This window comes from Paraburkholderia ginsengisoli NBRC 100965 (assembly GCF_000739735.1).
In the GTDB taxonomy this organism is placed as follows: domain Bacteria; phylum Pseudomonadota; class Gammaproteobacteria; order Burkholderiales; family Burkholderiaceae; genus Paraburkholderia; species Paraburkholderia ginsengisoli.
Genome location: NZ_BBJF01000014.1, coordinates 113054 through 135440 on the forward strand (window position 1 = coordinate 113054; position 22387 = coordinate 135440).

The window sequence follows — 22387 nt, forward strand, 5'->3', positions numbered from 1 at the left end:
GCTTGAGCGCAGGCGTCAGGGCCGGTTCAGCCGTTTGGACAGATCGGCGACGAGGATCGCCATGCGCGCGGGCTTTTCGTAGCACGCGACATCGTAATTGCGGATCACCTCGCTGATCTCCGATTCGCTGGCCTTGCCGGTCAGCAATTCGCCGGTCAGCACGAAGATGGGCGCGTCCGGATTCTCCGACGCGCGCACCGCCCGAATCGCGGCCGCCGAGGTTTGCGCGCCGAACAGCCAGTCGATCACGACGCCGTCGAACACCTGTGTTTGCAACTGTTCGACGAAGGCCGCGAGTCCGTAGATCGCCACCGCCGCGAAACCGTTGCGTTCGAGATAGTCGCGCAGATTGTCGGCGCTGGCCTGATCGTCGTCGACCACGGCGATGGTCGGCTTGTCGGTCTCGGCGCGGCGCGGATAGATCTCGATCTTGTGGACCTCGTACGCGCTCTGGTAGAGCGTGCCGTCATGGCGCGCGACACGCCATTGACCGAGCTTCGAGTACGCGACGAATTCCGGGCGGCTGCCCGGCTCGAGCGCGACGCCGACCCACGCGGTGCACGGCAGTTCGAGCGCGCCGACGCAGAACACGGCTTCCTGGGCGATCGCCCCGACCATGCCCGGATCGAGCGACTGCGCGCCGAACAACTGCGCGGCGGGTTCGCCGAATACCTCGGCGACTTTCTTGATCTGCGAGAGGGTCCACGGACTATTGCCGCGCAGCTTGCGGTGCCCCTGTGAAAAACTCAGATCGAGGATGCGGCATAGCTCCGTGGTTTGCTGGCGCTTGCCGATTCCATGCCGGCTCATCAACTCGCGCACGCGCTCGGCGACTGCGATGGAGTCAGGTGAGTGTGTTTCGTTGGTCATACTGCGTAAGAATCCGCCGTCTTAAAGGGTACTGGGGATGCGATACGACAGGCGCAGTGCGACCCTGCACGGTCGGTGCGCATCGACCGGTGACGCAGGGGATCGCCAATGTACCGTAAAAATTTATCGCGATTTGTATTTTTGTAAGACCGCCGCCGGGCCCGTCGGTGCGAGAAACGAAACGGACCGGCCGACGATTTTTATCCATTTAGCATCAAATGTATTTTACCGACGAAATGGTGCCGAATCTGTAGAGAATTCGTAAGGTGGGACAATGCGTCCGGTGATGGGCGTCGTCCGGCGGTGGCGGCACGCCTGAGTGTGGCGTGAAACGGTGCGCCGATGGCCGTCCACCGCCGTCTGGCAACGTGCCGGCCGGGCACTCGCCGCCGCCGCGCAGCCTACTGCGCCGGCATTTTGTCGAGTTTGGCCGCCGAGCTTTTCAACCCTTTGAAAATCCGTTCGGCGACTTTGGCCGGAAAGCCCTCGGGCAATTCCGCCGACACCCGCGCGATCACATCGGGGGTCTGCTCGATCAGCCGCTGGATCAACGGCTCGGCATGCGCGCCGTAGGAACACTTGAGCGCCATCGTGTTGAAATGGCGGCGCTGCACGTCGCGGAACGCGTCGTGTTTGCTGCGCGACCACATGCCCATTGCGAGCCTCGCCTTGAACCATGACCACTGGTTGGGGCCGTTGCCTTCGACCGGCCAGATCGACATCACGTCGTAAAGCGGCGTCATGCGGAACTGGCCGCCCGCCAGCAGGCGAATGCTGAAGTTTTTCGCGTGGCCGTCGGGCGCCGCCAGCATCCAGAACAGAATCTGGCTGGCGAGCAAGGTTTCGATGTCTTGCCGGGCCTCGACCGATTGCTGCAGGATCCGCGCGAGATCGAGCACGCCGGGGCCGCCTTCGTTTTCGTATTTGCGATGCGACGGCACGCCGTACACCTGGCAGAAGTCTTCCTGCGGCAGACGCAGCAGCCATTGCCCGCTCGAATGCATTTGCCGGTCGAACCGCTCGACGCTCAACACCCGCTGCTTGCCGAACGTCATGATCTCCGTGTTCGCAGCCGGCAGGCCGTACGCGCGCAGAATCCGCAGGCATAGCCACTCGTTTTCGACCGAGGTGCTGAGGTCGGCCAGCTTGTTGCCGACCAGACCGAGCGGCAATTTGAAAATATGCGTAGTGGGCGTGGCGCCGTGCGGCCGTTGCCATTTGCCGTCGTGCCACAGCAGCGCGGTTTTTTCCTGCGCGCCCGCGAGCGAGATGCGGAAGTCGTCGGTTTCGTCGGGCGAGCCGAGGGCCGGCGTGCTGACCGTGCGCGCCAGCATGGCCTCGATGTCGTCGTCCGAAAGCGGCGTGCCGTCGATCCGGTCGACGCCAGCCGGCACGTCGTCTTCGGCAAGCAGCTGGACGGCGCCCACGCAGTCGCGGCCGATGGCTTGCAGCAGGTCGAACGCATCCAGCGTTTCGGTCTGGTAGCGTTGGGCGATGCGTTTTCTGATCGCGTCGCTGTCGGGCAGCAGGTTGTCGAAGTAATTGAGCACCCGCGGCCCTTTTTGCGCCATGTTGCCCGGCGTAAACGGCAGCGACAGCGACAGCGGCCGGCCCGCGGGCGACGCGGCCCATGCGGGATCGTAGGCGAACTCCATGGGGCCGCGCGCGGGCAGCCGCCAGACGCCCACGCGTTCGCCGTTGGCCCAGACCGAAAGTGCTCGTGAGTGCGTTTGCCGGGCCATGCTCACCACTCGACGATCGGGGCTTGCTCGCGCACCGGCTGGCTTTTGTCGCGCACCTGCAACTGCAGGCCGTAGATGCCGCAGAGCGCCAGCAATTGCGCGAGGGTCAGCGCGCCGGCGTCGGTTTCGAGCGCGGAGATGCGGCTCTGGCTGATGCCGAGCCGGGCGGCGGCCTCGGCCTGGGTGAGGCCGGCTTGCCGCCGGCTGGCGGCGAGCAACTGAGCCATCTGGTCCGGCGTGGCGATGAGGTGGAGCATGGCGGATTATCTGTGAGACGAATAAACGTAATTTATGCGTCATACGAATATTTGTCAAATATTCGTCTCGCGAATATTTTGCAAATATCTGCCAGACGAATAAAATGCCAATATCTGTGTAACGCATAAATCGCCCGCAACCCGCAACCCGCAACCCGCAACCCGCAACCCGCAACCCGCAACCCGCAACCCGCAACCCGCAACCCGCAGCCCGCAGCCCGCAGCCCAATAGCATCCGATGCCCGTCGGCATTGCGGACGACCGTTCCGCCTGCGAAGATGACGCCCACACTTAAAACCAGCCTGCCCGATGACCACGACTTACCCGCTGCACGCGAATTTCACCTCCGCCGACCAACCCTTCCCAGCCCAAGCCGACGTGGTGATCGCCGGCGCCGGCATCATGGGCTGCGCGGCCGCCTACTATCTGGCGCGCCGCGGACTCTCGGTGGTCGTGCTCGACAAGTCGCGGATCGCCGGACAGCAGTCGTCGCGGGCGTGGGGCTTCGTGCGTCAGCAGGGCCGCGAAGCCGCCGAAGTGCCGCTGATGATGGCGAGCATCCCGCTGTGGAAAGAGCTCGAACGCGAGCTGAATTTCGATCTGGAATGGCGCCAGGGCGGCTGCCTTTATGTGGCGTCGGATGAAGAGGGCTGGGCGTCGTTCCAGCAATGGATGGACGTCGCGCGCCAGTACGGACTCGACACGCGCACACTCGACCGCAAGCAGATCGACACGGTCGTGACCGGCATGCACGGCCCCGCGCTCGGCGGTCTCTACACGCCGAGCGACGGCCAGGCCGAACCGCGCCGGGCCGCGGCCGCGTTCGCGGTGCGGGCCGCCGAAGCCGGCGCGCTATTTTTCGAAGGCTGCGGCGTGGTGGGCGTCGAACGGGCTGGCGGTGCGATTGCGGGCGTGGTCACCGAACGCGGCACCGTGCGCACCTCGCGCTTCATTTGCGTGGCCGGCGCCAGCAGTTGGCGGCTGCTCGACACGCTCGGCCTTGAATTGCCGCAGCAGGCGGTACGCGGCACCTGCATGCGTACCAACCCGTTGCCGCGCATCACCGCGTCCACGTTCTGGGGCCACGGCCTCGGCGTGCGCCAGCGTGCGAACGGCGTGATCAATCTCGCCGACGACATGCAGGTCGACGTCGACATGACGCTCGGCCATTTCCGCGCGCTCAAATGGTTTTTGCCCGAGTTGTGGAAGCAGCGCGAGAAGTTCAGCTTCCATCTGAACGGCGCGTGTCTGCGCGATCTGCGCGAGCGCCTGCCGGGCGGCGTGGCGGACGGCGAGCGCGTGCTGCATCCGCGCGATCCGCATCCGCAGCCGAACGTCGGCCACGCGCCGCGCGCGTTGAAAAAACTGCGCGCGTTGTTCCCGGTGTTGAAAGACGCGCAGGTGGTCGAATCGTGGGCCGGTCTGATCGACGTGCTGCCCGACGGCATTCCGGTGATCGACGCGCCGCCGCAAGTGCCCGGGCTGACGATCGCTACCGGCTTTTGCGGGCACGGGTTCGCGATGGGGCCGATCGTCGGCAAGCTGCTAGCCGGGATGAACGACGGCGGCGCGGCCTCGCTCGATCTGTCCGCGTTCCGCTTGCAGCGTTTCTTCGACGGCACGATGCAGCGGCCCCGCAGCATGCTGTAACTTTAACGACGGCCCGCCACCTCACGCCACGCCCGACCGATGCGATGAACCCGCCGACACTCCGCCACGCCGACGTACCGTACTACACGCAATGGGGCAGCCTCGACTGGGTTCGGCACATCGTCGAACAGCAGGGCGACCCGTGCGACGATCCGCACTGGCAGCGCAGCGGTTTCGCCGATCCCGAGCGCTACCGTTTCTGGGCCAAACGACTGTGCGGCCTGACCTGCCTCGAATCCGCGCTCGACTACTGGCGCATCGCGCACGCACCGCGCGCCGCACTGCTCGACGAGGCCTTGCAACACGGCGTGTACCGGATGCGCGAGGACGGCGGCGTCGACGGGCTGATCTACCGGCCGTTTGCCGGGTGGGTGGGCGACGCGTTCGGCGTGCAGGTCGACGTACTGCAGCAGGCGCCACTCGAGGAGATCGCCGCGCGGCTCGACGCCGATACGCTGGCGATCGTTTCTGTCAGCCCCGAGATCCGCTATCCCGAGCGGTCGAATCAACGGCGGGGCGGCCATCTGATCCTGCTGCACGGACGCGATCGCGACGGGGTGTGGTTTCATAATCCGTCGGGCATCGCGCCGTATCAGGCGGACGTGTATCTGCCGTTCGAGACCATGAAGCGGTTCTACGCGGGGCGCGGGATGATGCTTGCCCGGGGCGGTCGGCCGGGGCACGAAGGGTGACGGTGAGCCGTCCGGCAAGGGCGCGCTGCGCGCGCTGATCGGGCCCGTTTTCTGCTTGGGAGTTTTCGTCGACTTTTGCGATATCGGATCTGACATGAAACGAACCTACAGCCTGCTTGCTGCCAGCCTTTTCGCACTTGGCGCTGCCACCTCGGCGAACGCCGCCAGCCGCGACGAACAGACCAAGGCGTGTCGCGGCGACGCGATGCATTTCTGCGCGGCCGATATTCCCCACGAAGACAAGATCACCGCGTGCATGAAGCAGCACATCGACGAACTCAGCCCGGCGTGTCGCGCGATGTTCAAAGGCGGTGGCAAGAAAGAGGACGATAAGGGCGCGTCGCAGTGAGGGTGGGGTGGCCGTCGCGAGTTGGGGTTCTTGACGGGAGACACCGCGCGCTAGGTTGCGAGTGGTTTTGTTTGAGCGTCGCGTTCGGCGTGGCTTGAATCGCACGTTGCGCGCGGCAGCACATGTTCCTTGCAAGTTCGGCGACGTGATCGCACGTGGTCGCGCTCGCACTCGCCGTGCTTCGTCCTCAACCGCGCTCGACGGCCTGCGCCACCCATCGCCGAACTCGTTCCTCAACTCAGACTCCATCACGTCGACATTTTCGGCGTGACTGTTCAATCTCTCCGCGGTCGGTTACGGTGACGTCTTGCCGTGATGTCACCGAACTCAACCCTTCATCAAGGATTGGACCGACCTGCTCATGACCCGCCCGACCACGCAGATTTTCGACGCCGCCGCGACCGCGCGGCTGATCCCGTATGCGACGCTCGTCGACGCGCTCAAGCGCGCGAGCATCGACTACGCGCAGAAGCGCATTGCGAGTCCGGAGCGGCTGGTGGTGCCGCTCAACGAAGGCGGCATCATGCTGTCGATGCCGGCCACCGCGCCGGATCTCGCGATCCACAAGCTGGTCAACGTGTGCGCGAGCAATGGCCCACGCAATCTGCCGACGATCCACGGCCAGGTCATGGCCTTCGACGCCGATACCGGCGAGACGCTGTTCATCCTCGACGGTCCGACCGTGACGGGCCGCCGTACCGCCGCCATGTCGATGCTGGGCGTCGAGACCTTCGCCGCGCGCTCCGATGTCCGCAAGCCGCGCGAATTCCTGCTGATCGGCACGGGCACGCAGGCGCTCAATCATCTGCAGGCCATCGGCGAACTGTTTCCCGACGCGCGCGTGCTCGTGAAGGGCAGTGCGCCTGCCCGAGCCGAAGCATTTTGCGCCGCGCATCGCGGTAGCGTGCGCGAGCTGCACCCGCTGAGCGGCGCGACGATTCCCGAGTCGATCGACGTCGTGATCGCGCTGACCACCAGCAAGCAGGCCGTCTACGACGAAGCCGCGCGTGTCGGGCGGCTCGTGATCGGGGTCGGCGCGTTCACGCCGGCGATGGTCGAAATCGGCACGCGCACGATCGCCGCCAGCGCGCTGTTCGTCGACGATCCGGCCGGCGCGAAACACGAGGCCGGCGACTTCATCCAGGCGGGCGTGGATTGGGCGACGGTCCGCGGGATTGCTTCGGTGCTGGAAAAGGCGGGGCTGGAAACAACGTCGTCGTTGCCGATGGAACAGCCCGTGGTTTTTAAAAGCGTCGGCTGCGCGGCGTGGGACCTCGCGGCATGCCGCGTGGCGCGCGACGCGTTGTCGGCCGCGTGAACGCCAGGCGAAACGGCGCGCGTTCCGCTCGAACGCCTGGCTGATCGGACCGGGCTCGCAGGCGAGATCGAGCGCGACACGCATGATCACACTTTGCACGAGCGCCGCAAACGCGGTCCGCATGAAAGGCCCGCAAGCTACCGTCCGCGACCGGCCGTCCGCTACCGGCCGAAAAAAAGCCCTAGGAAACAAACCTTCACCCTCTCAGGTTGGCATCTTGCGCCAACCTGAGGCCAATGTTGCCGTGCAAACAATCTCAAAACGTTGCACCATAGGCGTTTGCCGGAAAAAAGCACCGGTTCGCCGGCGCTTTTTTCGTCCCCTTGACCGACGCCTCCTCCATCACGACGCTGCGACCGCGCTATGACGACCCAACACGCTTCTGCCACTCCCGACCTGCCGCTCGACATGATCATCTTCGGCGGCACCGGCGATCTGTCGTTTCGCAAGCTGCTGCCCGCGCTCTACATGGCGCATCTGCATTGCAATCTGCCGCCGGATACCCGCATTCTCACGATCGGCCGCAAGCCCTGGTCGCGTGACGAGTACATCAACGAATTCATGGAGCTGAAGGCGAAGCCCTTCATCGAAAAGAAGGCGTTCGACGCCGCCGCGTGGGACAAATTCCTCGCGCTGTTCGAGTACGTGCGGATGGACGTCGATTCGGCCGACGACTATCAGCGCCTGAAAGAAGCGTCGCGCGACGGCGTGCGCCGCGTGTTCTATCTCGCGACGTCGCCGGATCTGTTCATGCACATCTGCGATCACCTGGCGTCGGCGCAGCTGATCGACGGCAATTCGCGCGTGGTGCTCGAAAAGCCGCTGGGCCACGATCTGGCCTCCGCGCAGGAGATCAACACGGCGGTCGGCAAGCACTTCAGCGAAGCGCAGATCTACCGGATCGACCATTACCTCGGCAAGGAAACCGTGCAGAACCTGATGGTGCTGCGCTTCGGCAACGCGATCTTCGGGCCGCTGTGGCAGGCGCCGTACATCAAAAGCGTGCAGATCACGGTCGCGGAAACGGTCGGCGTGGGTAGCCGCGCGGGCTTCTACGACAAGACCGGCGCGCTGCGCGACATGGTGCAGAACCACTTGCTGCAACTGCTGTGCATCGTCGCGATGGAGCCGCCGGTGTCGCTCGACCCGGATGCCGTGCGCGACGAAAAGCTCAAGGTGCTGCGCTCGCTGCGTCCAATGACGCCCGAGGACATCGCCCGCGATACCGTGCGTGGCCAGTACACCGCAGGCGCGGTCGACGGCGAGGCGGTGAAGGGCTATCAGGAAGAAGACAACGTGCCGACGGGCAGCCGCGCCGAAACCTTCGTCGCGTTGCGCGCGCATATCAACAACTGGCGCTGGGCCAACGTGCCGTTTTTCCTGCGCACCGGCAAGCGGATGCAGAAGAAGGTGTCGGAGATCGTCATCGAGTTCTCCGAGCTGCCGTTCTCGATCATCCCGAGCGGTGGACGCAACTATGGCAACCGCCTGGTGATCCAGTTGCAGCCGGAAGAGTCGATCCAGTTGCAGATGCTCGCGAAGGAGCCGGGCAGCGGCATGCACATGCTGCCGGTGAATCTGAATCTGGATTTGCAGCAGGCCTTCACCGAGCGCCGCGCGGAAGCGTACGAGCGTTTGCTGATCGACGTGATTCGCGGACGCCTCACGCACTTCATGCGCCGCGACGAACTGGAGGCCGCATGGGCGTGGGCCGAGCCAATTCTGGAAGGCTGGGCTAAGTCGGGCGACAAGCCGCGCGGTTATACGGCGGGGACGTTCGGGCCGGCGGCGTCGACTGCGCTGATGGCGCGTGAGAATGCGGTGTGGGCGGAAGAGTCGCAGTAATCGGCGTGTGAAGGGGGGCGCAGCGCGGTTTCCTTGAAACTTCGTTGTGCTGCCCGCGAGGGGTGGAGGGGCGGCGGGTGAAGACCTCGGCATGTTCCATTCCGGGTTTATCGCTGCGGCTCGCCGGCGGTCGATATATTCAGGAGTCAGGCAATACGCGTCGCCGTTCTGGCGACGCGTTACTCACTTTACTTACCAGGTCTGCACATTCGCGACGATCTTCGGCGGTCGGCCGTCGCGACGCGTCTGCTCGCGACTGTTAAATAGTTAGCCATCCAGATCAATCTACCCGCATGTGTTCCGCCAGAAAATCTAGCAGTGCGCGCACGCGTGCAGGCAGATGGCCGCCCTGGCCGAGATAGAGCGCGTTAACCGGTTCCGTGTCGCCGGGATTGAGCGCGTCCAGCAGCACGACGAGGCGCCCGGCGGCCACGTCGTCCCGCACCTGAAACGCGGCGAGCCGCGCAAGTCCCACGCCGGCCAGCGCCAGTTGACGCAACGTCTCGCCGTCGCTGACCAACGCGTTGCCTTCGACCGGCACGGCGATTCTGCGGCCGGCTTCATCGAGTAGCGGCCAGCCGTTGACCGCTCTCGCGAAACCGAAGCCGATCCGGTTATGCGCGCTCAGATCCGCAGGCGCGAGCGGCGTGCCGTGCCGCGCGAGATACGCGGGCGCGCCCACGATCACCATGCCAGCGTCGCCGAGCTTGCGCGCGACGAGTTGCGAATCCTTCAGCGGGCCGCTGCGAATCGCGACATCGGTACGCTGTTCCAGCAGGTCAACCACCTGGTCGGTCAGCACGATATCGAGTGTGATGTCCGGATGGGCATCGAGAAACGCCGGCGCCAGCGGCAGTAGATAGTGCCGCCCGAGCGGCACGTTCGCATGCACACGCAGCCGCCCGCGCGGCGACGCGCCGAGGGCCGCGCCGCGTTCGGTTTCGTCGAGTTCCGCGAGCACGCGCACGCCGCGCTCATAGAAAACGCAGCCTTCCGGCGTGAGTTGCAGATTGCGCGTGGAGCGGTTGAGAAGCCGCGCGCCGAGCCGGGCTTCGAGCCGCGCGACCAGTTTGCTGACCGCCGACGGCGTCATCCCCAACGCGCGCGCAGCTGCCGAAAAGCCGCCTAGTTCGACCGACTGCACGAACACTTCGAGTTCGCCGGAACGGTTCACGTCCAAACGTGCCATCGTGAGTTCAATTCACAGGTGATGTGCCAGCGGGCAGTCTACCGAAAGCGTGGTTGCGCCGATATCTTTCGTTGACCGGACGGCATGCGCCGTCGCAATGAAACGATCAGGAGCGTTGCAATGAACACGACGAAGAAGGTGGCTTTGGTAGTGGGCGCGCAAGGCGTGATCGGGCGCAATCTGGTCGAGCATCTGGCGACGCTCGACGATTGGGATGTGATCGGCCTCGCGCGGCGCGGCGGCGCGGCTGCACAGCGGGTCCGACACATCGCGGTCGATCTGCTCGACCCGGCCGACGCGCAAACCAAACTGCGCGGCCTCGAGCACGTCACGCACGTGTTCTACGCGGCGTATCAGGACCGCCCGAGCTGGGCCGAACTGGTGCCGCCGAATCTCGCGATGCTGGTCAACACACTGGATGCAATCGAGCCCGTCGCAGCCGGTTTGCAGCATGTGAGCCTGATGCAGGGCTACAAGGTGTACGGCGGCCATCTCGGTCCGTTCAAGACGCCGGCGCGCGAGGACGACGCGCAATTCATGCCGCCCGAATTCATGTTCGATCAGCAGCGTTTTCTCGAAGCGCGCCAGGCGGGCAAGCGCTGGCACTGGTCGGGGATTCGGCCCGCGGTGGTGGGCGGCATCGCGCTCGGCAATCCGATGAACCTCGCGGTGGCGATCGCCGTGTACGCATCGATGTCGAAAGAACTCGGTTTGCCGTTGCGCTTTCCCGGCAAGCCTGGCGCGTATGACAAGCTGCTCGAAATGACCGATGCCGGGCTGCTCGCGCGCGCAACCGTGTGGGCCGCAACCGAGCCGCGCGCCGCGAATCAGGCGTTCAACATCAGCAATGGCGACCTGTTTCGCTGGAACGACATGTGGCCGAAGATCGCCCGTTATTTCGAACTCGACGTGGCGCCGCCGCTGCCGATGTCGCTCGACACGATCATGGCCGACAAGGCGCCGTTGTGGAATGCGATGACGCACAAGCACGAGTTGCAGCCGGTTGCGTATCAGCACGTATCGTCGTGGCGCTTCGCGGACTTCGTTTTCTCGTGGGATTACGACATGTTCGGCGACGGCTCGAAAGCGCGGCGTTTCGGCTTTCACGAATTCGTCGATACGGAAACGATGTTGATCGGTCTCTTCGACGATTTGCGTCGCCGCAAGCTGATTCCGTGAATGAGTCAATCTGCATGACGATTTGATTTCAGCGACTTTACGTCTATGATGAACTTCCTTACGCGTAGCACAGCGATATAAAAAAGGAGACATCAATGAGGCGAGTTCTCGTGGCATTGACATGCGCGGCCAGCATGGTCGTCGTTCTGATCATCTCAGCCTGTGGCGGCGACAATCTCACCACACCGCCCCAGCCGACCAAAGTCATCATCGACAGCGATTACAACACCCTCAGCGACGACGGCCAGCTCGGCGTGATGGCGGCGCAATTGCAGGCGCAAGGCTCGCTGAAAGTACTCGGCATTACGGTGGTGTCGGGCAATGAATGGTTGAAGCAGGGCGTGGCGGATGCGTTGAAATCGGTCGAGCGTCTCGGTGTCGAAAAACAGATTGGCGTGTATGCGGGCGCCAATTACGCTTTATCGCACGACTTCGCGACAATTCAGGCCGAGCAGGCGCAATTCCCCGGCGGCGACGGCTATCTCGGCGCATGGAATACGCCCGAACCCAAATCAAATAGCGACCTCGTCGCGCCGCCTGACGGCTTCGCGACGCACACGCAAGTGCAGAGCAAGAGCGCAGTCGATTTCATCGTCGATTCGGTGAAGCAATATCCCGGCGAAGTGACGATTCTCGCTATCGGCCCGCTGACCAACATTGCACTGGCTACTCGCCAGCATCCGGAGATCGTGCCGTTGATCAAGCAGATCGTCTACATGGGCGGCGCGATCGACGTGCCGGGCAACACTACGCCGACCGCCGAGTTCAACTGGTGGTTCGATCCGGAAGCGGCGAAAGCCGTGCTGCGTCTGCCGATCAAACAGGTGGTGGTGCCGCTTGACGTGACGGACACCGTGAAGATGGACAAGACGCTTTACGACCGGGTTGCGCATGATCCGACGAAGCAGACCATCGTCACGCAACTGTTCAAGACGTTGAACGGCTATGGTTTCGACGGCAAGAACGGCTTCGAGACGAACCCGAACTACACGACGAATATCTGGGACACGCTGACGCTCGCGTATCTGATGCATCCTTCGTTCGCGACGCAAACGGTGGACGAGTGGGTGGATGTGGATACGAGCTTCGGCGCCAATGACGGCAAGGCAACGGGTTATACGAGTTCGCCGCCGGCGGGGTTGCAGAAGATGACAATCGTCAAACGCTTCGACAATCCGAAGTTCTTCGACTTCTATGTGGATCTGTTGACGCGGCCAGTGCCGGTCACGCTACCGAACTGACACGTTAATTCGCGCGGCGCGCCTGCATTCACCCGCCTCAGGCGGGATGCAACCCGCGCAACAACTGGCGCACGCGCGACATATCCTGATCGACGTGCTCCGCTTTCTCGAACAACTCCGCGAGCCAGTCGACGAACGCACGCACGCGCGGCGATACGCGGCGGTTCTTCATGTAGGCGACCGAGACGGGCATCGGCACGGGTTTCCATTGCGGCAGCACTTCACGCAGCAGACCTGAATCCAGGTAGGGCTGCGCGGCGATGCGCGCCGGTTGAATCAGGCCAAGGCCTTGCAATCCGCAGGTGAGATACGCCTGCTCATCGCTGACTTTGACGAAGCCGTTGACCTTGACGTTTTGCGCCTCGCCGTCCACTTCGAAATCGAAATCCACTTCACGGCCGTTATGCGGCGACATGCAATTGACCGCAACGTGCGCGCGCAGATCGTCGAGCGCAACGGGCGTGCCGTGACGGGCCAGATAAGCCGGACTTGCGCAGGTCACGTGTTCGAGTGTGCCGAGTTGCCGCGCGACGAGATTCGAATCCGGCAATTCGCCGAGCTGGATGCTGCAATCGATGGCTTCGGAGATCAGATCGACGGTGCGGTTGCTCACGCCGATTGCCAGATCGAGGTTCGGATAGCGCGCGTGAAAGTCGTCGAGTGCGGGCAGGACAATCGCGCTTGCCACTGCGCCCGGCATTTCGATGCGTAGGCGACCGGTCAGGTTGTCGGTTGCGTGACGGATGCTGGCTTCCATTTCGTCGAGGTCGGCGAGGATTTGCGCGCAGCGTTCGTAGTACGCGGCGCCTTCCGGCGTGACGCTCAGGCGCCGCGTGGTGCGGGCGAGGAGGGCAGTGCCTAGCAGCGCTTCCAGATTCTGGACGATGGTGGTCGCCGTCGCGCGGGGAATGTTCAAGGATTCCGCTGCGCGGGTGAAGCTGTTGGTGTCCACGATTCGGATGAATGTGCGCATTGCAGTTATTCTGTCAATCACGGTCAGACTCCAGGTGGTGGTGGTGTAGTGTTTTTTTGCCTTCGCGGCGCTTTGGTGGTGTTCTTCTGGTGTTGGCCTTTCCTTGAATTCACGGTGGTCTATTGGCGTTGCACCTGTGCGGGGCGGCACCTACTTTCTTTGCCTGCCGCAAAGAAAGTAGGCAAAGAAAGCGGCTTCAAACCGCCAGCTCTTAAGCGGGTCCCCTGGCTTGGAGGGGGCAGTGGTACATCTGGAATCCGTGCATTCGCGCATTCAGCCTTAGTGACACAGCCGTCATTCGCTCCCGCTCAGCACTGCGTGCGTCGCGAACGGGTATGCGTGGGAAACCCGACAGTACTTTTTCAGCTGGTGAAAAGGCATCGGCTTCGCCTCAGCGAGTCGCCGAATAAAAATGTTCTAGTGAGGTACCACGTCGGCGCGCGAAGCGTCGCCGGAAGAATGACTGCCTTGTCACTCGGGCGGAATGTGCGAATGCACGGATTCCAGATGCACCACTATCCCCTCCAAGCCAGGGGACCCGCTTAAAAGTTAGCGGTGTGAAGCCGCTTTCTTTGCTTACTTTCTTTGCGGCGGCAGAGAAAGTAAGTGCCGCCCCGCACAGGGGCAACGCTAATAGACCACCGTGAATTCAAGGAAAGGCCAACATCAAAAAGAGCACAGCCAGAAAAGTGCCGCGAAGGCAAAACAACAAACTAGTCGAATGAAAAACCCGCGCCGCAGGCACAAAAAACCAACCGCTGCGCGGGCAAAACCCAATCACTTCCGTAACGAATCCAGATCAATCACAAACCGATACTTAACATCACTCTTCAGCATCCGCTCATAAGCCTCATTGATCTTCTGCATAGGAATAATTTCAATATCCGAAGTAATCCCATGCTCTCCGCAGAAGTCCAACATCTCCTGCGTCTCCGCAATCCCCCCAATCAACGACCCCGCCAAACGGCGGCGCTTCATGATCAGGTTGAACACCTGCGGCGACGGATGATCGTGCTCCGGTGCGCCGACCAGCGTCAGCGTCCCATCCCGCTTGAGCAGATTCAGAAACGGATTCAGATCGTGCGGCGCAGCCACCGTATTCACAATCAGATCGAAGCTGTTCGCATGCGCGTCCATCTCTTCCTGATTCTTCGAAATCACCACCTCGTGCGCACCGAGCCGCTTCGCGTCTTCGATCTTCGACGGCGACGTCGTGAACAGCACGACATGCGCACCCATCGCACGCGCCAGCTTCACGCCCATATGACCCAGGCCGCCGAGGCCGACCACCCCGACCTTCTTGCCGGGACCGGCACCCCACGTGCGCAGCGGCGAGTACGTCGTGATGCCCGCGCACAGCAGCGGCGCGACGCCCGCCGGGTCGAGATTGTCCGGCACGCGCAGCGTGAACGCTTCGTCCACGACGAGCTGCGTGGAATAGCCGCCATACGTGACCTGACCGTCGACGCGGTCCACGCCGTTATACGTGCCGACAAAACCGTTCTCGCAATACTGTTCGAGACCTTCCTCGCAACTCGCGCACGTGCGGCACGAATCGACCAGACAGCCGACACCGACGATGTCGCCCGCCTTGTACTTGGTGACGTCAGGACCGACAGCGGTCACGCGGCCAACGATCTCGTGGCCCGGCACCACCGGAAACACCGTGTTCTGCCATTCATTGCGTGCCTGATGCAGATCGGAGTGGCACACGCCGCAAAACAGAACTTCCATCTGCACGTCGTGCGCGCGCAGTTCGCGGCGCTGGATTTCGAACGGGGCGAGCGGCGCGGTAGCGGCGGTCGCTGCATAGGCATAAGTCGTGCTCATGGGTAGCTCCAGCAAAGAGGGTGATGGTGCAAGGCGCCGGCGATGGGCAACGCGCGTTGCCGATGCGGCTAGCCCTGGCTTGAACCGGGATCACGGCGGCGACGGTCGACGCGTTGATTGCTGAATCCGCCGAAGCGTTGGATTGGCAACCGGGCCCGGCGCAGCGCGGAAAAAGATGATCCGGCAGGGTTCCCATGATAGGAGCGGGGAGCGAGTGCGGGAATGCCTGAATGTCTTGAAGATTTGCCTAAAGCTCCTGGCGAGCAGCGCGATAGGTTGTTTGATGCTAAATTTCAAGCATTATTCTCTTGCTCGTCACTATACCGTCATGTCCACAGCCACTACCGGGCCTGTCTCGATTGATCCGGCGCAGCAGCGCGTAGTCGATCTGTTCGACGTGCTCGCCCCCAATTCCGGCATCACACGTTCGAGTCTGGAAGGCGTCAACCTGATGCGCGCGAACAGTCCGATGCCGCGCATGCCGGTCATGTATGAGCCGAGTATCGTGATCGTTTGTCAGGGCCGCAAGCGCGGCTTTCTCGGCGATCAGACGTTCCAGTACGACGCGCAGCAGTACCTGGTGTTGTCGGTGCCGCTGCCGTTCGAGTGCGAAACCGAGGCGAGTGTGGAGGAGCCGTTTCTCGCGATTTCCATCCGCGTCGATCTGACCATGGTCGCCGAGTTGTTGATGGCGTTGAACGAAACGCAGGGCGCCACGCAGCATGAACCGGCCGGCATCTATTCGACGCCGCTCGACCCGGCGCTCTGCAACGCGGTGCAGCGTTTGATGGACGCGTTGGCGTCGCCGCTCGACGCGCGCATTCTCGCGCCCGGCGTCGTACGAGAAATATGCTATCGCGTGTTGACCGGCGAACAGGGCGACGCGATTCGCGCGGCGCTCACGCATCAGAACCATTTCGGCCGCATTGCCAAAGCACTGCGCCGCATTCACGCGGACTACCACGGCCAGCTCGACGTCGACACGCTCGCGTCCGAAGCGGGCATGAGTCTCGCGGTGTTTCACGCGCAATTCAAGGCCGTCACGGCGACCTCGCCGATGCAATACGTGAAGACCACGCGTTTGCATCACGCGCGTCTGCTGATGGTGCAGGATGGATTGAGTGCGGGCGCGGCGGCCGCGCGCGTCGGTTACGAGAGCGCGTCGCAATTCAGCCGCGAGTTCAAGCGGCTGTTCGGCCTGAGTCCGGTCGACGAAGTCAAACGCATGCGCACTGTCTACGACGCGCCGGCGCCGCGCGTGCAGAAGCCGGTGGCGCGTTACGTGACCGCTGTTTAGGCGGCTGCGTGAGCGGTACGGCGCGCGCTGGCAAGCGCCCGCCCGTCTATAAGCCGCTGAACCAGTTGTAGCCCTGATCTTCCCAATAGCCGCCGGGATTCGTATTGGTCACGAAAATCGCCGCGATATGCTTGGGGTTCTTGAAGCCGAGCTTGGTCGGCACGCGCAGCTTCAGCGGATAGCCGTACTTCGCGGGCAGTGGCGCGTTGCCGAAGTCGAGCGTCAATTGCGTTTGCGGATGCAGGGCGGTCGCCATGTCGAGGCTCGAATAATAGCGGTCCGCGCACTTGAAGCCGACATAGCGGGCACTCAGATCCGCACCGATGCGCTCCAGAAACGTGCGAAACGGCACGCCGCGCCATTGCCCGATCGCGCTCCATCCTTCGATGCAAATATGGCGCGTAATCTGCGAAGCTTGCGGCAACGCGCGTAGCTGATCGAGATTCCAGCTGCGCTTGTCCGCCACGAGTCCCGACACTTCGAGTTGATAGGTGGAGCCGTCGATATCGGGCGCGTCGAACTCGGGATAGAACGCGTTGAATGGAAACGGGTCGGTGATCTCGCGGGCCGAATAAGTCGGCGCGAGTTTGTTGCGGTCGAACAGCCACGCCTGCACGCGATCGTTCCAGCGCGACATCGCCCACAACACCTTGTCGACGGAATCGTTGTCCTGCATGTTGCAGCCCGAGAGCATCGCGAGCGCGCCGATCGACAGCGACGAGCGTAGAAAGAGGCGCCGCTGCAGCCGCTCGATTTGCGGCCGATGATCGGCGAGAACGATCCGCGATTGCCGGGCGTCGGCGACGTCGCCGGCGCGGGGAGGTTTAGATGCGCTCATGCCTGAGTCCTTTGATGCGCGGTACCGTGGGCACGCCGCGCGCGGCCGGTGAGCATCGGCAGTAGCGTGCGCGGCACCAGCAGCACCAGCGCCAGATGCACGACGACGAATCCGACCACGCCCGCCATCGCGACGAAATGCACGCGCCGCGCGAAATCGAAACCGCCGAACAGCGCGGTGAGCCACGAGAATTGCACGGGCTTCCAGATCGACAGCCCGGAGGCGACCAGCAACACGCCGAGCGCCAGCACGAACAGATACAGCGCACGCTGCACCGCGTTGTATTTGCCGGTATCGTGCGGGAGTTCGAAGCGCAGCGCTAACGCCGCATCGCGTACGACTTCGCGTGGATAGACGGGCAACAGTTTGCGGCGAAAATGTCCGCGACCGATACCGTACGCGAGATACAGCAATCCGTTCGCGCAGAGCAGCCACATCGCAGCGAAATGCCAGGCGATCGAGCCGCCCAGCCAGCCGCCGACGGTCGCCCACACGGGGAAGCGGAACGGAAAGAACGGCGACGCGTTGTAGATCGCCCAGCCGCTCATCACCATGCAGACCATCGCGAACGCGTTGATCCAGTGCGTCACACGGACGACCAGCGGGTGAACGAGCAGGCGCGCTTGCGGTTCGGTCATGAGCGAGGAAGACGACACGAATGGAAAATGGAAAGCCGCGTCATCACGCAACGCGGCTGCCTGTAGTCAACGAAACATTGCGATGTGCGCTTACATCGGCGGCGTCACGCCGTGCTCGCCAGCCGAGATGAAGTTCGCCGTCATCGAGCCGTCCGCTTCCTTGTGCGCGAACAGCACGACCTTCGCGCCGGGCACCAGCAGCGAGCGGTCGCCCGGTTGCAGGCTGACGATAGGCACGTCTTGCGGAATCACGATTTTCTTTTCGCCGTCCTTGTACTTCACGGTGATCGTGCGGCCGTTGCTGACCACCAGCGAGCCGACCGTGCCGTTGGTCATCGTGCTGTTCGAACCGAGATCCCACGGACGGTGGCCTTCGCCCGAGCCGCGCATGCTGGCCGGGAACACGTGGACTTCGAGCGCCTTCAGTGTGCCGTCGGCCTGCGGAATCGCGGCGGTGCCCACGTAGCTGTCCGGCTTGATGTCGCTCACGTTGGCGAGCGTGACGCCGCGAATCGGTGTGTCCGCGGCGAGTTTCACGTCGACGTCCTTGCCGTCGCGGGTATGGACCTTGAGCAGATCGCCCGACAGCGACGTCACCGTGCCGCGCACGCCAGTCGGCGCGGCGTTTTGGGCTTGAGCGGCGCTCGTGCTCGCGAGCAAAGCGGCGGCGACGAGCGCGGGGGCGACGAGTGCGCGCAGCGCATGCGCGGAAACGATCTTCATGTATCTGCTCCAGGGTGGTGAACGGTTCGAACAGATTAGGCCGCCAAGTGGCTCGTCAGGGTGACAGACAGATGACAAAAACGTCATGAACCGCGCGTCGCCGCCACGTAGAATGGGCCGCGTCGGCGTTCTCCGGCGCTGCGGTTCCCCCGCGCGCCGGAGAACGCCGCGAGTTACTGCCTGAATTGCGGTCTGAGTTGGAGCCAGAGGGCGAGGCCAGGCCGCGAGCCGCATCCCGAATTGGAGCACCGAGCACCATGAGCATTCTCGTCATCGAAGACGATCCGAAGACCGGTGATTACCTGAAGAAGGGTTTGCGCGAGAGCGGCTACGCGGTCGATCTCGCGCGCACCGGTACGGACGGTCTGCACATGGCGCTCGAACATTCATACGACCTCGTGGTGCTGGACGTGATGCTGCCCGGCATCGACGGGTGGGAGATCATGCATGCATTGCGCGCGCGGCGCGATCTGCCGGTGATCTTTCTCACGGCGCGCGATCACGTCAGCGACCGCATTCGCGGTCTCGAACTCGGCGCGGACGATTACCTCGTCAAGCCGTTTTCGTTCACCGAACTGGTGCTGCGCATTCGCACGCTGCTGCGCCGTGGCGTGATCCGCGAGAGTGATGTGTTCGAAGTCGCCGACCTCAAGCTCGACGTGCTGCGCCGTAAAGTGACGCGCGAAGGCGTCGAAATCCCGCTCACCAACAAGGAATTCATGCTGCTGCATCTGCTGGTGCGCCGCCAGGGCGAAGCGTTGTCGCGCTCGCAGATCGCGTCGGAAGTGTGGGACATGAACTTCGACAGCGACACTAACGTGGTGGATGTTGCGATCAAACGGTTGCGCGCGAAGGTCGATCATCCGTTCGAGAAGAAGCTGATCCATACGGTGCGCAGCATCGGCTATACATTCGGCGACAGCGCATGAGACTCTGGACCGAGCGTTCGCTGACCGCGCGCACCACGGCGCTGTTCGCGCTGATCGCATGCGTGGTGATCGGCACGCTCGGCGCGTACTTTTATCACTCCGCCGAAGTGTCGCTGCAACGCCGCGCCGACGTCGTGCTGACCGGCCGCGTCGAGCATTTCAGCCGGATCGTGCATGACCTGTATTCGGTCAGTGAACTGAAGACGCGGCCGCTGCTGTTCGAAACCATGCTCGGCGCGGAGCAGGACGTGCTGCTGTTTCGCCGTCCCGGGGAAGCGCCGTTCGTCGACGTGAACCCCGCGAACGTCGCGGTGCCCGCGCTGCCGGCCGGCGCGGTGGACCGCGTGCCGAGTTTCGCCGACATTCACCAGACCCGCCTCGCCGACGGCGTGCCGGTTCATTGGGCGATCGCCACTGCGAGAGCGCGCGAGGACGGCGCGGAAGTCGAAGTGATCGCCGGGCACCCGATGACGCAGGAAGTACAGATGCTCGCCGCGTACCGCAATCGCATCGTGCTCGCGACGCTGACCGGCATGCTGGCCGCGACGCTGCTCGCGTGGTACGTGCTGCGCCGCGCGTTGCGGCCGGTTCGCGCGATCGCCGCGCGTGCCGCGCAAATTAGTCCGGCGAGCCTGTCCGTGCGTCTCGACAGCGACGCCGCGCCGGTCGAATTGCGGCAGCTCACGCACGCGTTCAACGCGATGCTCGACCGTCTCGCGGACGGCTATCAGCGCCTGTCACAGTTCTCCGCCGACCTCGCGCACGAAATTCGCACGCCGGTCGGCGCGCTGATCGGCCAGACCCAGGTGACGCTCGCCAAGCCGCGCGAGCCCGACGAATATCAGCAACTACTCGAATCGAATCTCGAAGAATTGAACCGCTTGAGCCATATCGCTGAGAACATTCTGTTCCTCGCGCATGCGGACCATGCGGCGCTGTCCATCGAACGCGAGCCGGTCGATCTGCACACGGAACTCGTCAGGATCGCTGATTATTTCGAAGGCCTCGCCGACGAACGCGGCATGCGCTTTGAAGTCGACGCGCAAGGCGTAGCGTCGGTCAATCCGCTGCTATGCCGACGCGCGATCAACAATCTGGTGGTCAACGCGGTGCGCTACGGCGCGAGCGATACCGTCGTGCGTCTGTGTGGCGTACAGGACGAGTCGGGCGCAGCCGTGGTGGTCGAAAACGAGGGCGCGCCGATTCCCGCCGCGCAACTCGACCGGCTGTTCGATCGCTTCTATCGCGCGGATGCGGCGCGCAGTGCGTTCACCGAATCGAGCGGATTGGGGCTCGCGATCGTCAAGGCAATCATGCATTTGCATGGCGGCACCGCGAGCGTCGCGTGTCCGACACCGGGCGTGGTGCGCTTCGAGTTGCGCTTTCCGCGCGTCTAATCGCCGGCCTGGCCAACGGCCGGCGCGGCGGGCGCGCCCAGCGTTTGCGGTTCGTGGCAACAGACGCACAGCTTGTTGCCGTCGGGATCGCGAAAGTAGGCGCCGTAATAGTTCGCGTGATACTGCGGACGCAAACCCGGCGGACCTTCGCACGCGCCGCCGTGAGCGAGCGCGGTGGCATGCGCCCGGTCGACGGTCGCGCGGTCGGCGGCGAGCAGCGCGATCATGTGGCCATTGCCGGCCACCGCGGGGCGCCCGTCATAGGGTTGGCCGATCAGGAACAGCGGACGCGGCGCGTCGGCGGCCATCCAGCCGGCCCAGCCCGGATCGTCGTCGCGGAACTTCAGTTGCAGTCCCAGCGGGTCCATTAGCGGCTGATAAAAAGCGAAAGCACGCTCGAAATCGGTAATGCCGACGAATACGTGGGACAGCATCGTGTCGCTCCTCGTGGGCGCCGCCTGGAGGCGCGCTGTTCGATCAGACCTTCTTCAGATACGCGGCCTTCAGCATGAAGCTGCCCGCGTCCATTTTGCAGTCCACTTCATGATCGCCGCCGACGAGCCGAATGCTCTTCACCCTGGTACCCATTTTCAGCGTAATCGACGAGCCTTTGACCTTCAGGTCCTTGATCAGGACGACGACGTCGCCATCGGCGAGCGGGTTGCCGTTGGCGTCCTTGACGATGCGCTCATCGGCATCGTCGGTGGAGGCGGTCGCGTGGATCGGCCATTCATGCGCGCAATCCGGACACACGTAGTTGTCGCCTTCGGGGTAGGTGTTGTCCATCGCGCATTGCGGGCAGGCGGGGATCGTCGACATGATTTTCTTTGCGGGCCGCCAGCGGCGGCGCGTGACTTCAGGGCCGGCGAGTATAGCGGACGCGCGCGGCCCGCACGCAGTCACGGCGCCGGATGCTGCGGCAGCGCAAAGGGGTCGCGCAGATTGCGTCATGCGTTGCGTCCGCCATCGAGCGGCGCGGCCTATACTCAATTGATACCGAAACGATCTCGCCCGCTTCAGCGCGCTTTGTGATGGTTCGCTAAGCGCTTCCACGGTCCGCGTCCCACCTCAGGAGTCATGTCATGGTCAAGCTCGCTCTGTACGTTCATCTCGAAGCCAAGCCCGGCAAGGAAAAGGAAGTCGAGGCGTTTCTGCTCGGCGGTCTGCCGCTCGTCGAACAGGAGCCGGCCACGACCGCGTGGTTCGCTTTGAAGATGGGGCCGTCGACCTTCGGCATTTTCGATGCCTTTCCCGACGAAGCCGGCCGCGACGCGCATCTGAACGGCAAGGTGGCGGCTGCGTTGATGGCTCAGGCGGGCGAGTTGCTCGCGTCGCCGCCGAGCATCAACAAGGTGGATGTGCTGGCCGCGAAGCTGCCGGGCTGAGGTGGGGCGTCGCGCGCTTTCTACTGCGCTAATGCAGCGCAGCGC

General features: G+C 63.6%; 22 protein-coding genes. 11 read left to right on the plus strand and 11 right to left on the minus strand.

Annotated features, from left to right (window positions below):
* Positions 1 to 15 precede the first annotated feature (15 nt).
* The 3 genes from BGI01S_RS21285 to BGI01S_RS21295 form a co-directional block, all read right to left on the minus strand.
* Positions 16 to 870: a helix-turn-helix domain-containing protein gene (locus BGI01S_RS21285; RefSeq protein WP_042328002.1), complete on the minus strand. Its 855-nt coding sequence runs from the start codon at positions 868 to 870 to the stop codon at positions 16 to 18.
* A gap of 401 nt (positions 871 to 1271) precedes the next feature.
* Complete coding sequence (locus BGI01S_RS21290; RefSeq protein ID WP_042328003.1) at positions 1272 to 2612, minus strand: type II toxin-antitoxin system HipA family toxin; 1341 nt, start codon at positions 2610 to 2612, stop codon at positions 1272 to 1274.
* A gap of 2 nt (positions 2613 to 2614) precedes the next feature.
* The gene (locus tag BGI01S_RS21295) at positions 2615 to 2869 is read right to left on the minus strand and encodes a helix-turn-helix domain-containing protein (protein WP_042328004.1); all 255 of its coding nucleotides are present in this window, start codon (positions 2867 to 2869) and stop codon (positions 2615 to 2617) included.
* Positions 2870 to 3178: 309 nt separating this feature from the next.
* On the opposite strand from BGI01S_RS21295, the gene BGI01S_RS21300 reads away from it, so the two are divergent.
* From BGI01S_RS21300 to zwf, 5 genes are all read left to right on the plus strand, one after another.
* Positions 3179 to 4519 carry an NAD(P)/FAD-dependent oxidoreductase gene (locus BGI01S_RS21300; protein ID WP_042328005.1) on the plus strand — a complete coding sequence of 447 codons (1341 nt, stop codon included), beginning with the start codon at positions 3179 to 3181 and terminating at the stop codon, positions 4517 to 4519.
* A gap of 44 nt (positions 4520 to 4563) precedes the next feature.
* Entirely contained in the window at positions 4564 to 5211 is a 648-nt protein-coding gene (locus BGI01S_RS21305; protein WP_042328006.1) for a C39 family peptidase, read from the plus strand.
* Between the two features lie 94 nt (positions 5212 to 5305).
* Positions 5306 to 5560: a hypothetical protein gene (locus tag BGI01S_RS21310; RefSeq protein ID WP_042328103.1), complete on the plus strand. Its 255-nt coding sequence runs from the start codon at positions 5306 to 5308 to the stop codon at positions 5558 to 5560.
* Positions 5561 to 5921: 361 nt separating this feature from the next.
* Positions 5922 to 6878, plus strand: a complete 957-nt coding sequence (gene lhpI / locus BGI01S_RS21315; RefSeq protein WP_042328007.1) for a bifunctional Delta(1)-pyrroline-2-carboxylate/Delta(1)-piperideine-2-carboxylate reductase — start codon at positions 5922 to 5924, stop codon at positions 6876 to 6878.
* 363 nt (positions 6879 to 7241) lie between these two features.
* Entirely contained in the window at positions 7242 to 8723 is a 1482-nt protein-coding gene (gene zwf, locus BGI01S_RS21320) for a glucose-6-phosphate dehydrogenase (RefSeq protein WP_042328008.1), read from the plus strand.
* A gap of 280 nt (positions 8724 to 9003) precedes the next feature.
* Here the strand turns inward: zwf and BGI01S_RS21325 are convergent, their stop codons facing one another.
* Positions 9004 to 9912 carry a LysR family transcriptional regulator gene (locus tag BGI01S_RS21325; protein ID WP_042328009.1) on the minus strand — a complete coding sequence of 303 codons (909 nt, stop codon included), beginning with the start codon at positions 9910 to 9912 and terminating at the stop codon, positions 9004 to 9006.
* 120 nt (positions 9913 to 10032) lie between these two features.
* Here BGI01S_RS21325 and BGI01S_RS21330 point away from each other — a divergent pair, with 120 nt between their 5' ends.
* On the plus strand, positions 10033 to 11091 hold the full coding sequence (locus BGI01S_RS21330) for an SDR family oxidoreductase (RefSeq protein ID WP_042328010.1): 1059 nt from the start codon (positions 10033 to 10035) through the stop codon (positions 11089 to 11091).
* 95 nt (positions 11092 to 11186) lie between these two features.
* On the plus strand, positions 11187 to 12332 hold the full coding sequence (locus BGI01S_RS21335; RefSeq protein WP_042328011.1) for a nucleoside hydrolase: 1146 nt from the start codon (positions 11187 to 11189) through the stop codon (positions 12330 to 12332).
* A gap of 37 nt (positions 12333 to 12369) precedes the next feature.
* On the opposite strand, the gene BGI01S_RS21340 is transcribed toward BGI01S_RS21335, so the two are convergent.
* Positions 12370 to 13326: a LysR family transcriptional regulator gene (locus tag BGI01S_RS21340; RefSeq protein WP_042328012.1), complete on the minus strand. Its 957-nt coding sequence runs from the start codon at positions 13324 to 13326 to the stop codon at positions 12370 to 12372.
* A gap of 756 nt (positions 13327 to 14082) precedes the next feature.
* Positions 14083 to 15135 (minus strand): NAD(P)-dependent alcohol dehydrogenase, encoded by a 1053-nt coding sequence (locus BGI01S_RS21345; protein ID WP_042328013.1) that lies wholly within the window; start codon positions 15133 to 15135, stop codon positions 14083 to 14085.
* A 328-nt stretch (positions 15136 to 15463) separates the two neighbouring features.
* On the opposite strand from BGI01S_RS21345, the gene BGI01S_RS21350 reads away from it, so the two are divergent.
* Entirely contained in the window at positions 15464 to 16432 is a 969-nt protein-coding gene (locus tag BGI01S_RS21350) for an AraC family transcriptional regulator (protein ID WP_042328014.1), read from the plus strand.
* A gap of 46 nt (positions 16433 to 16478) precedes the next feature.
* Here BGI01S_RS21350 and BGI01S_RS21355 read toward each other — a convergent pair whose 3' ends face one another.
* From BGI01S_RS21355 to BGI01S_RS21365, 3 genes are all read right to left on the minus strand, one after another.
* Positions 16479 to 17270, minus strand: a complete 792-nt coding sequence (locus tag BGI01S_RS21355) for a molybdopterin-dependent oxidoreductase (protein WP_042328015.1) — start codon at positions 17268 to 17270, stop codon at positions 16479 to 16481.
* Positions 17267 to 17908, minus strand: coding sequence for a cytochrome b/b6 domain-containing protein (locus BGI01S_RS21360; protein WP_042328105.1), 642 nt, complete (start codon positions 17906 to 17908; stop codon positions 17267 to 17269). The genes BGI01S_RS21355 and BGI01S_RS21360 overlap by 4 nt, the downstream gene beginning before the upstream one ends.
* A 90-nt stretch (positions 17909 to 17998) precedes the next feature.
* Complete coding sequence (locus BGI01S_RS21365) at positions 17999 to 18631, minus strand: DUF5666 domain-containing protein (protein ID WP_042328016.1); 633 nt, start codon at positions 18629 to 18631, stop codon at positions 17999 to 18001.
* A gap of 257 nt (positions 18632 to 18888) precedes the next feature.
* On the opposite strand from BGI01S_RS21365, the gene BGI01S_RS21370 reads away from it, so the two are divergent.
* Both BGI01S_RS21370 and BGI01S_RS21375 read left to right on the plus strand, forming a co-directional pair.
* Positions 18889 to 19560: a heavy metal response regulator transcription factor gene (locus tag BGI01S_RS21370; RefSeq protein WP_042328017.1), complete on the plus strand. Its 672-nt coding sequence runs from the start codon at positions 18889 to 18891 to the stop codon at positions 19558 to 19560.
* Positions 19557 to 20957: a heavy metal sensor histidine kinase gene (locus tag BGI01S_RS21375; protein ID WP_042328018.1), complete on the plus strand. Its 1401-nt coding sequence runs from the start codon at positions 19557 to 19559 to the stop codon at positions 20955 to 20957. Before BGI01S_RS21370 ends, BGI01S_RS21375 begins: the two co-directional genes overlap by 4 nt.
* Here BGI01S_RS21375 and BGI01S_RS21380 read toward each other — a convergent pair.
* Positions 20954 to 21391, minus strand: a complete 438-nt coding sequence (locus tag BGI01S_RS21380) for a VOC family protein (RefSeq protein ID WP_042328019.1) — start codon at positions 21389 to 21391, stop codon at positions 20954 to 20956. The two genes, BGI01S_RS21375 and BGI01S_RS21380, sit on opposite strands and share 4 nt — an antisense overlap.
* A gap of 43 nt (positions 21392 to 21434) precedes the next feature.
* Positions 21435 to 21776 (minus strand): zinc ribbon domain-containing protein YjdM, encoded by a 342-nt coding sequence (locus BGI01S_RS21385; RefSeq protein ID WP_042328020.1) that lies wholly within the window; start codon positions 21774 to 21776, stop codon positions 21435 to 21437.
* A gap of 263 nt (positions 21777 to 22039) precedes the next feature.
* Between BGI01S_RS21385 and BGI01S_RS21390 the strand changes: the two genes are divergently transcribed.
* Complete coding sequence (locus tag BGI01S_RS21390) at positions 22040 to 22342, plus strand: putative quinol monooxygenase (protein ID WP_042328021.1); 303 nt, start codon at positions 22040 to 22042, stop codon at positions 22340 to 22342.
* The last annotated feature ends 45 nt before the right edge of the window (positions 22343 to 22387 follow it).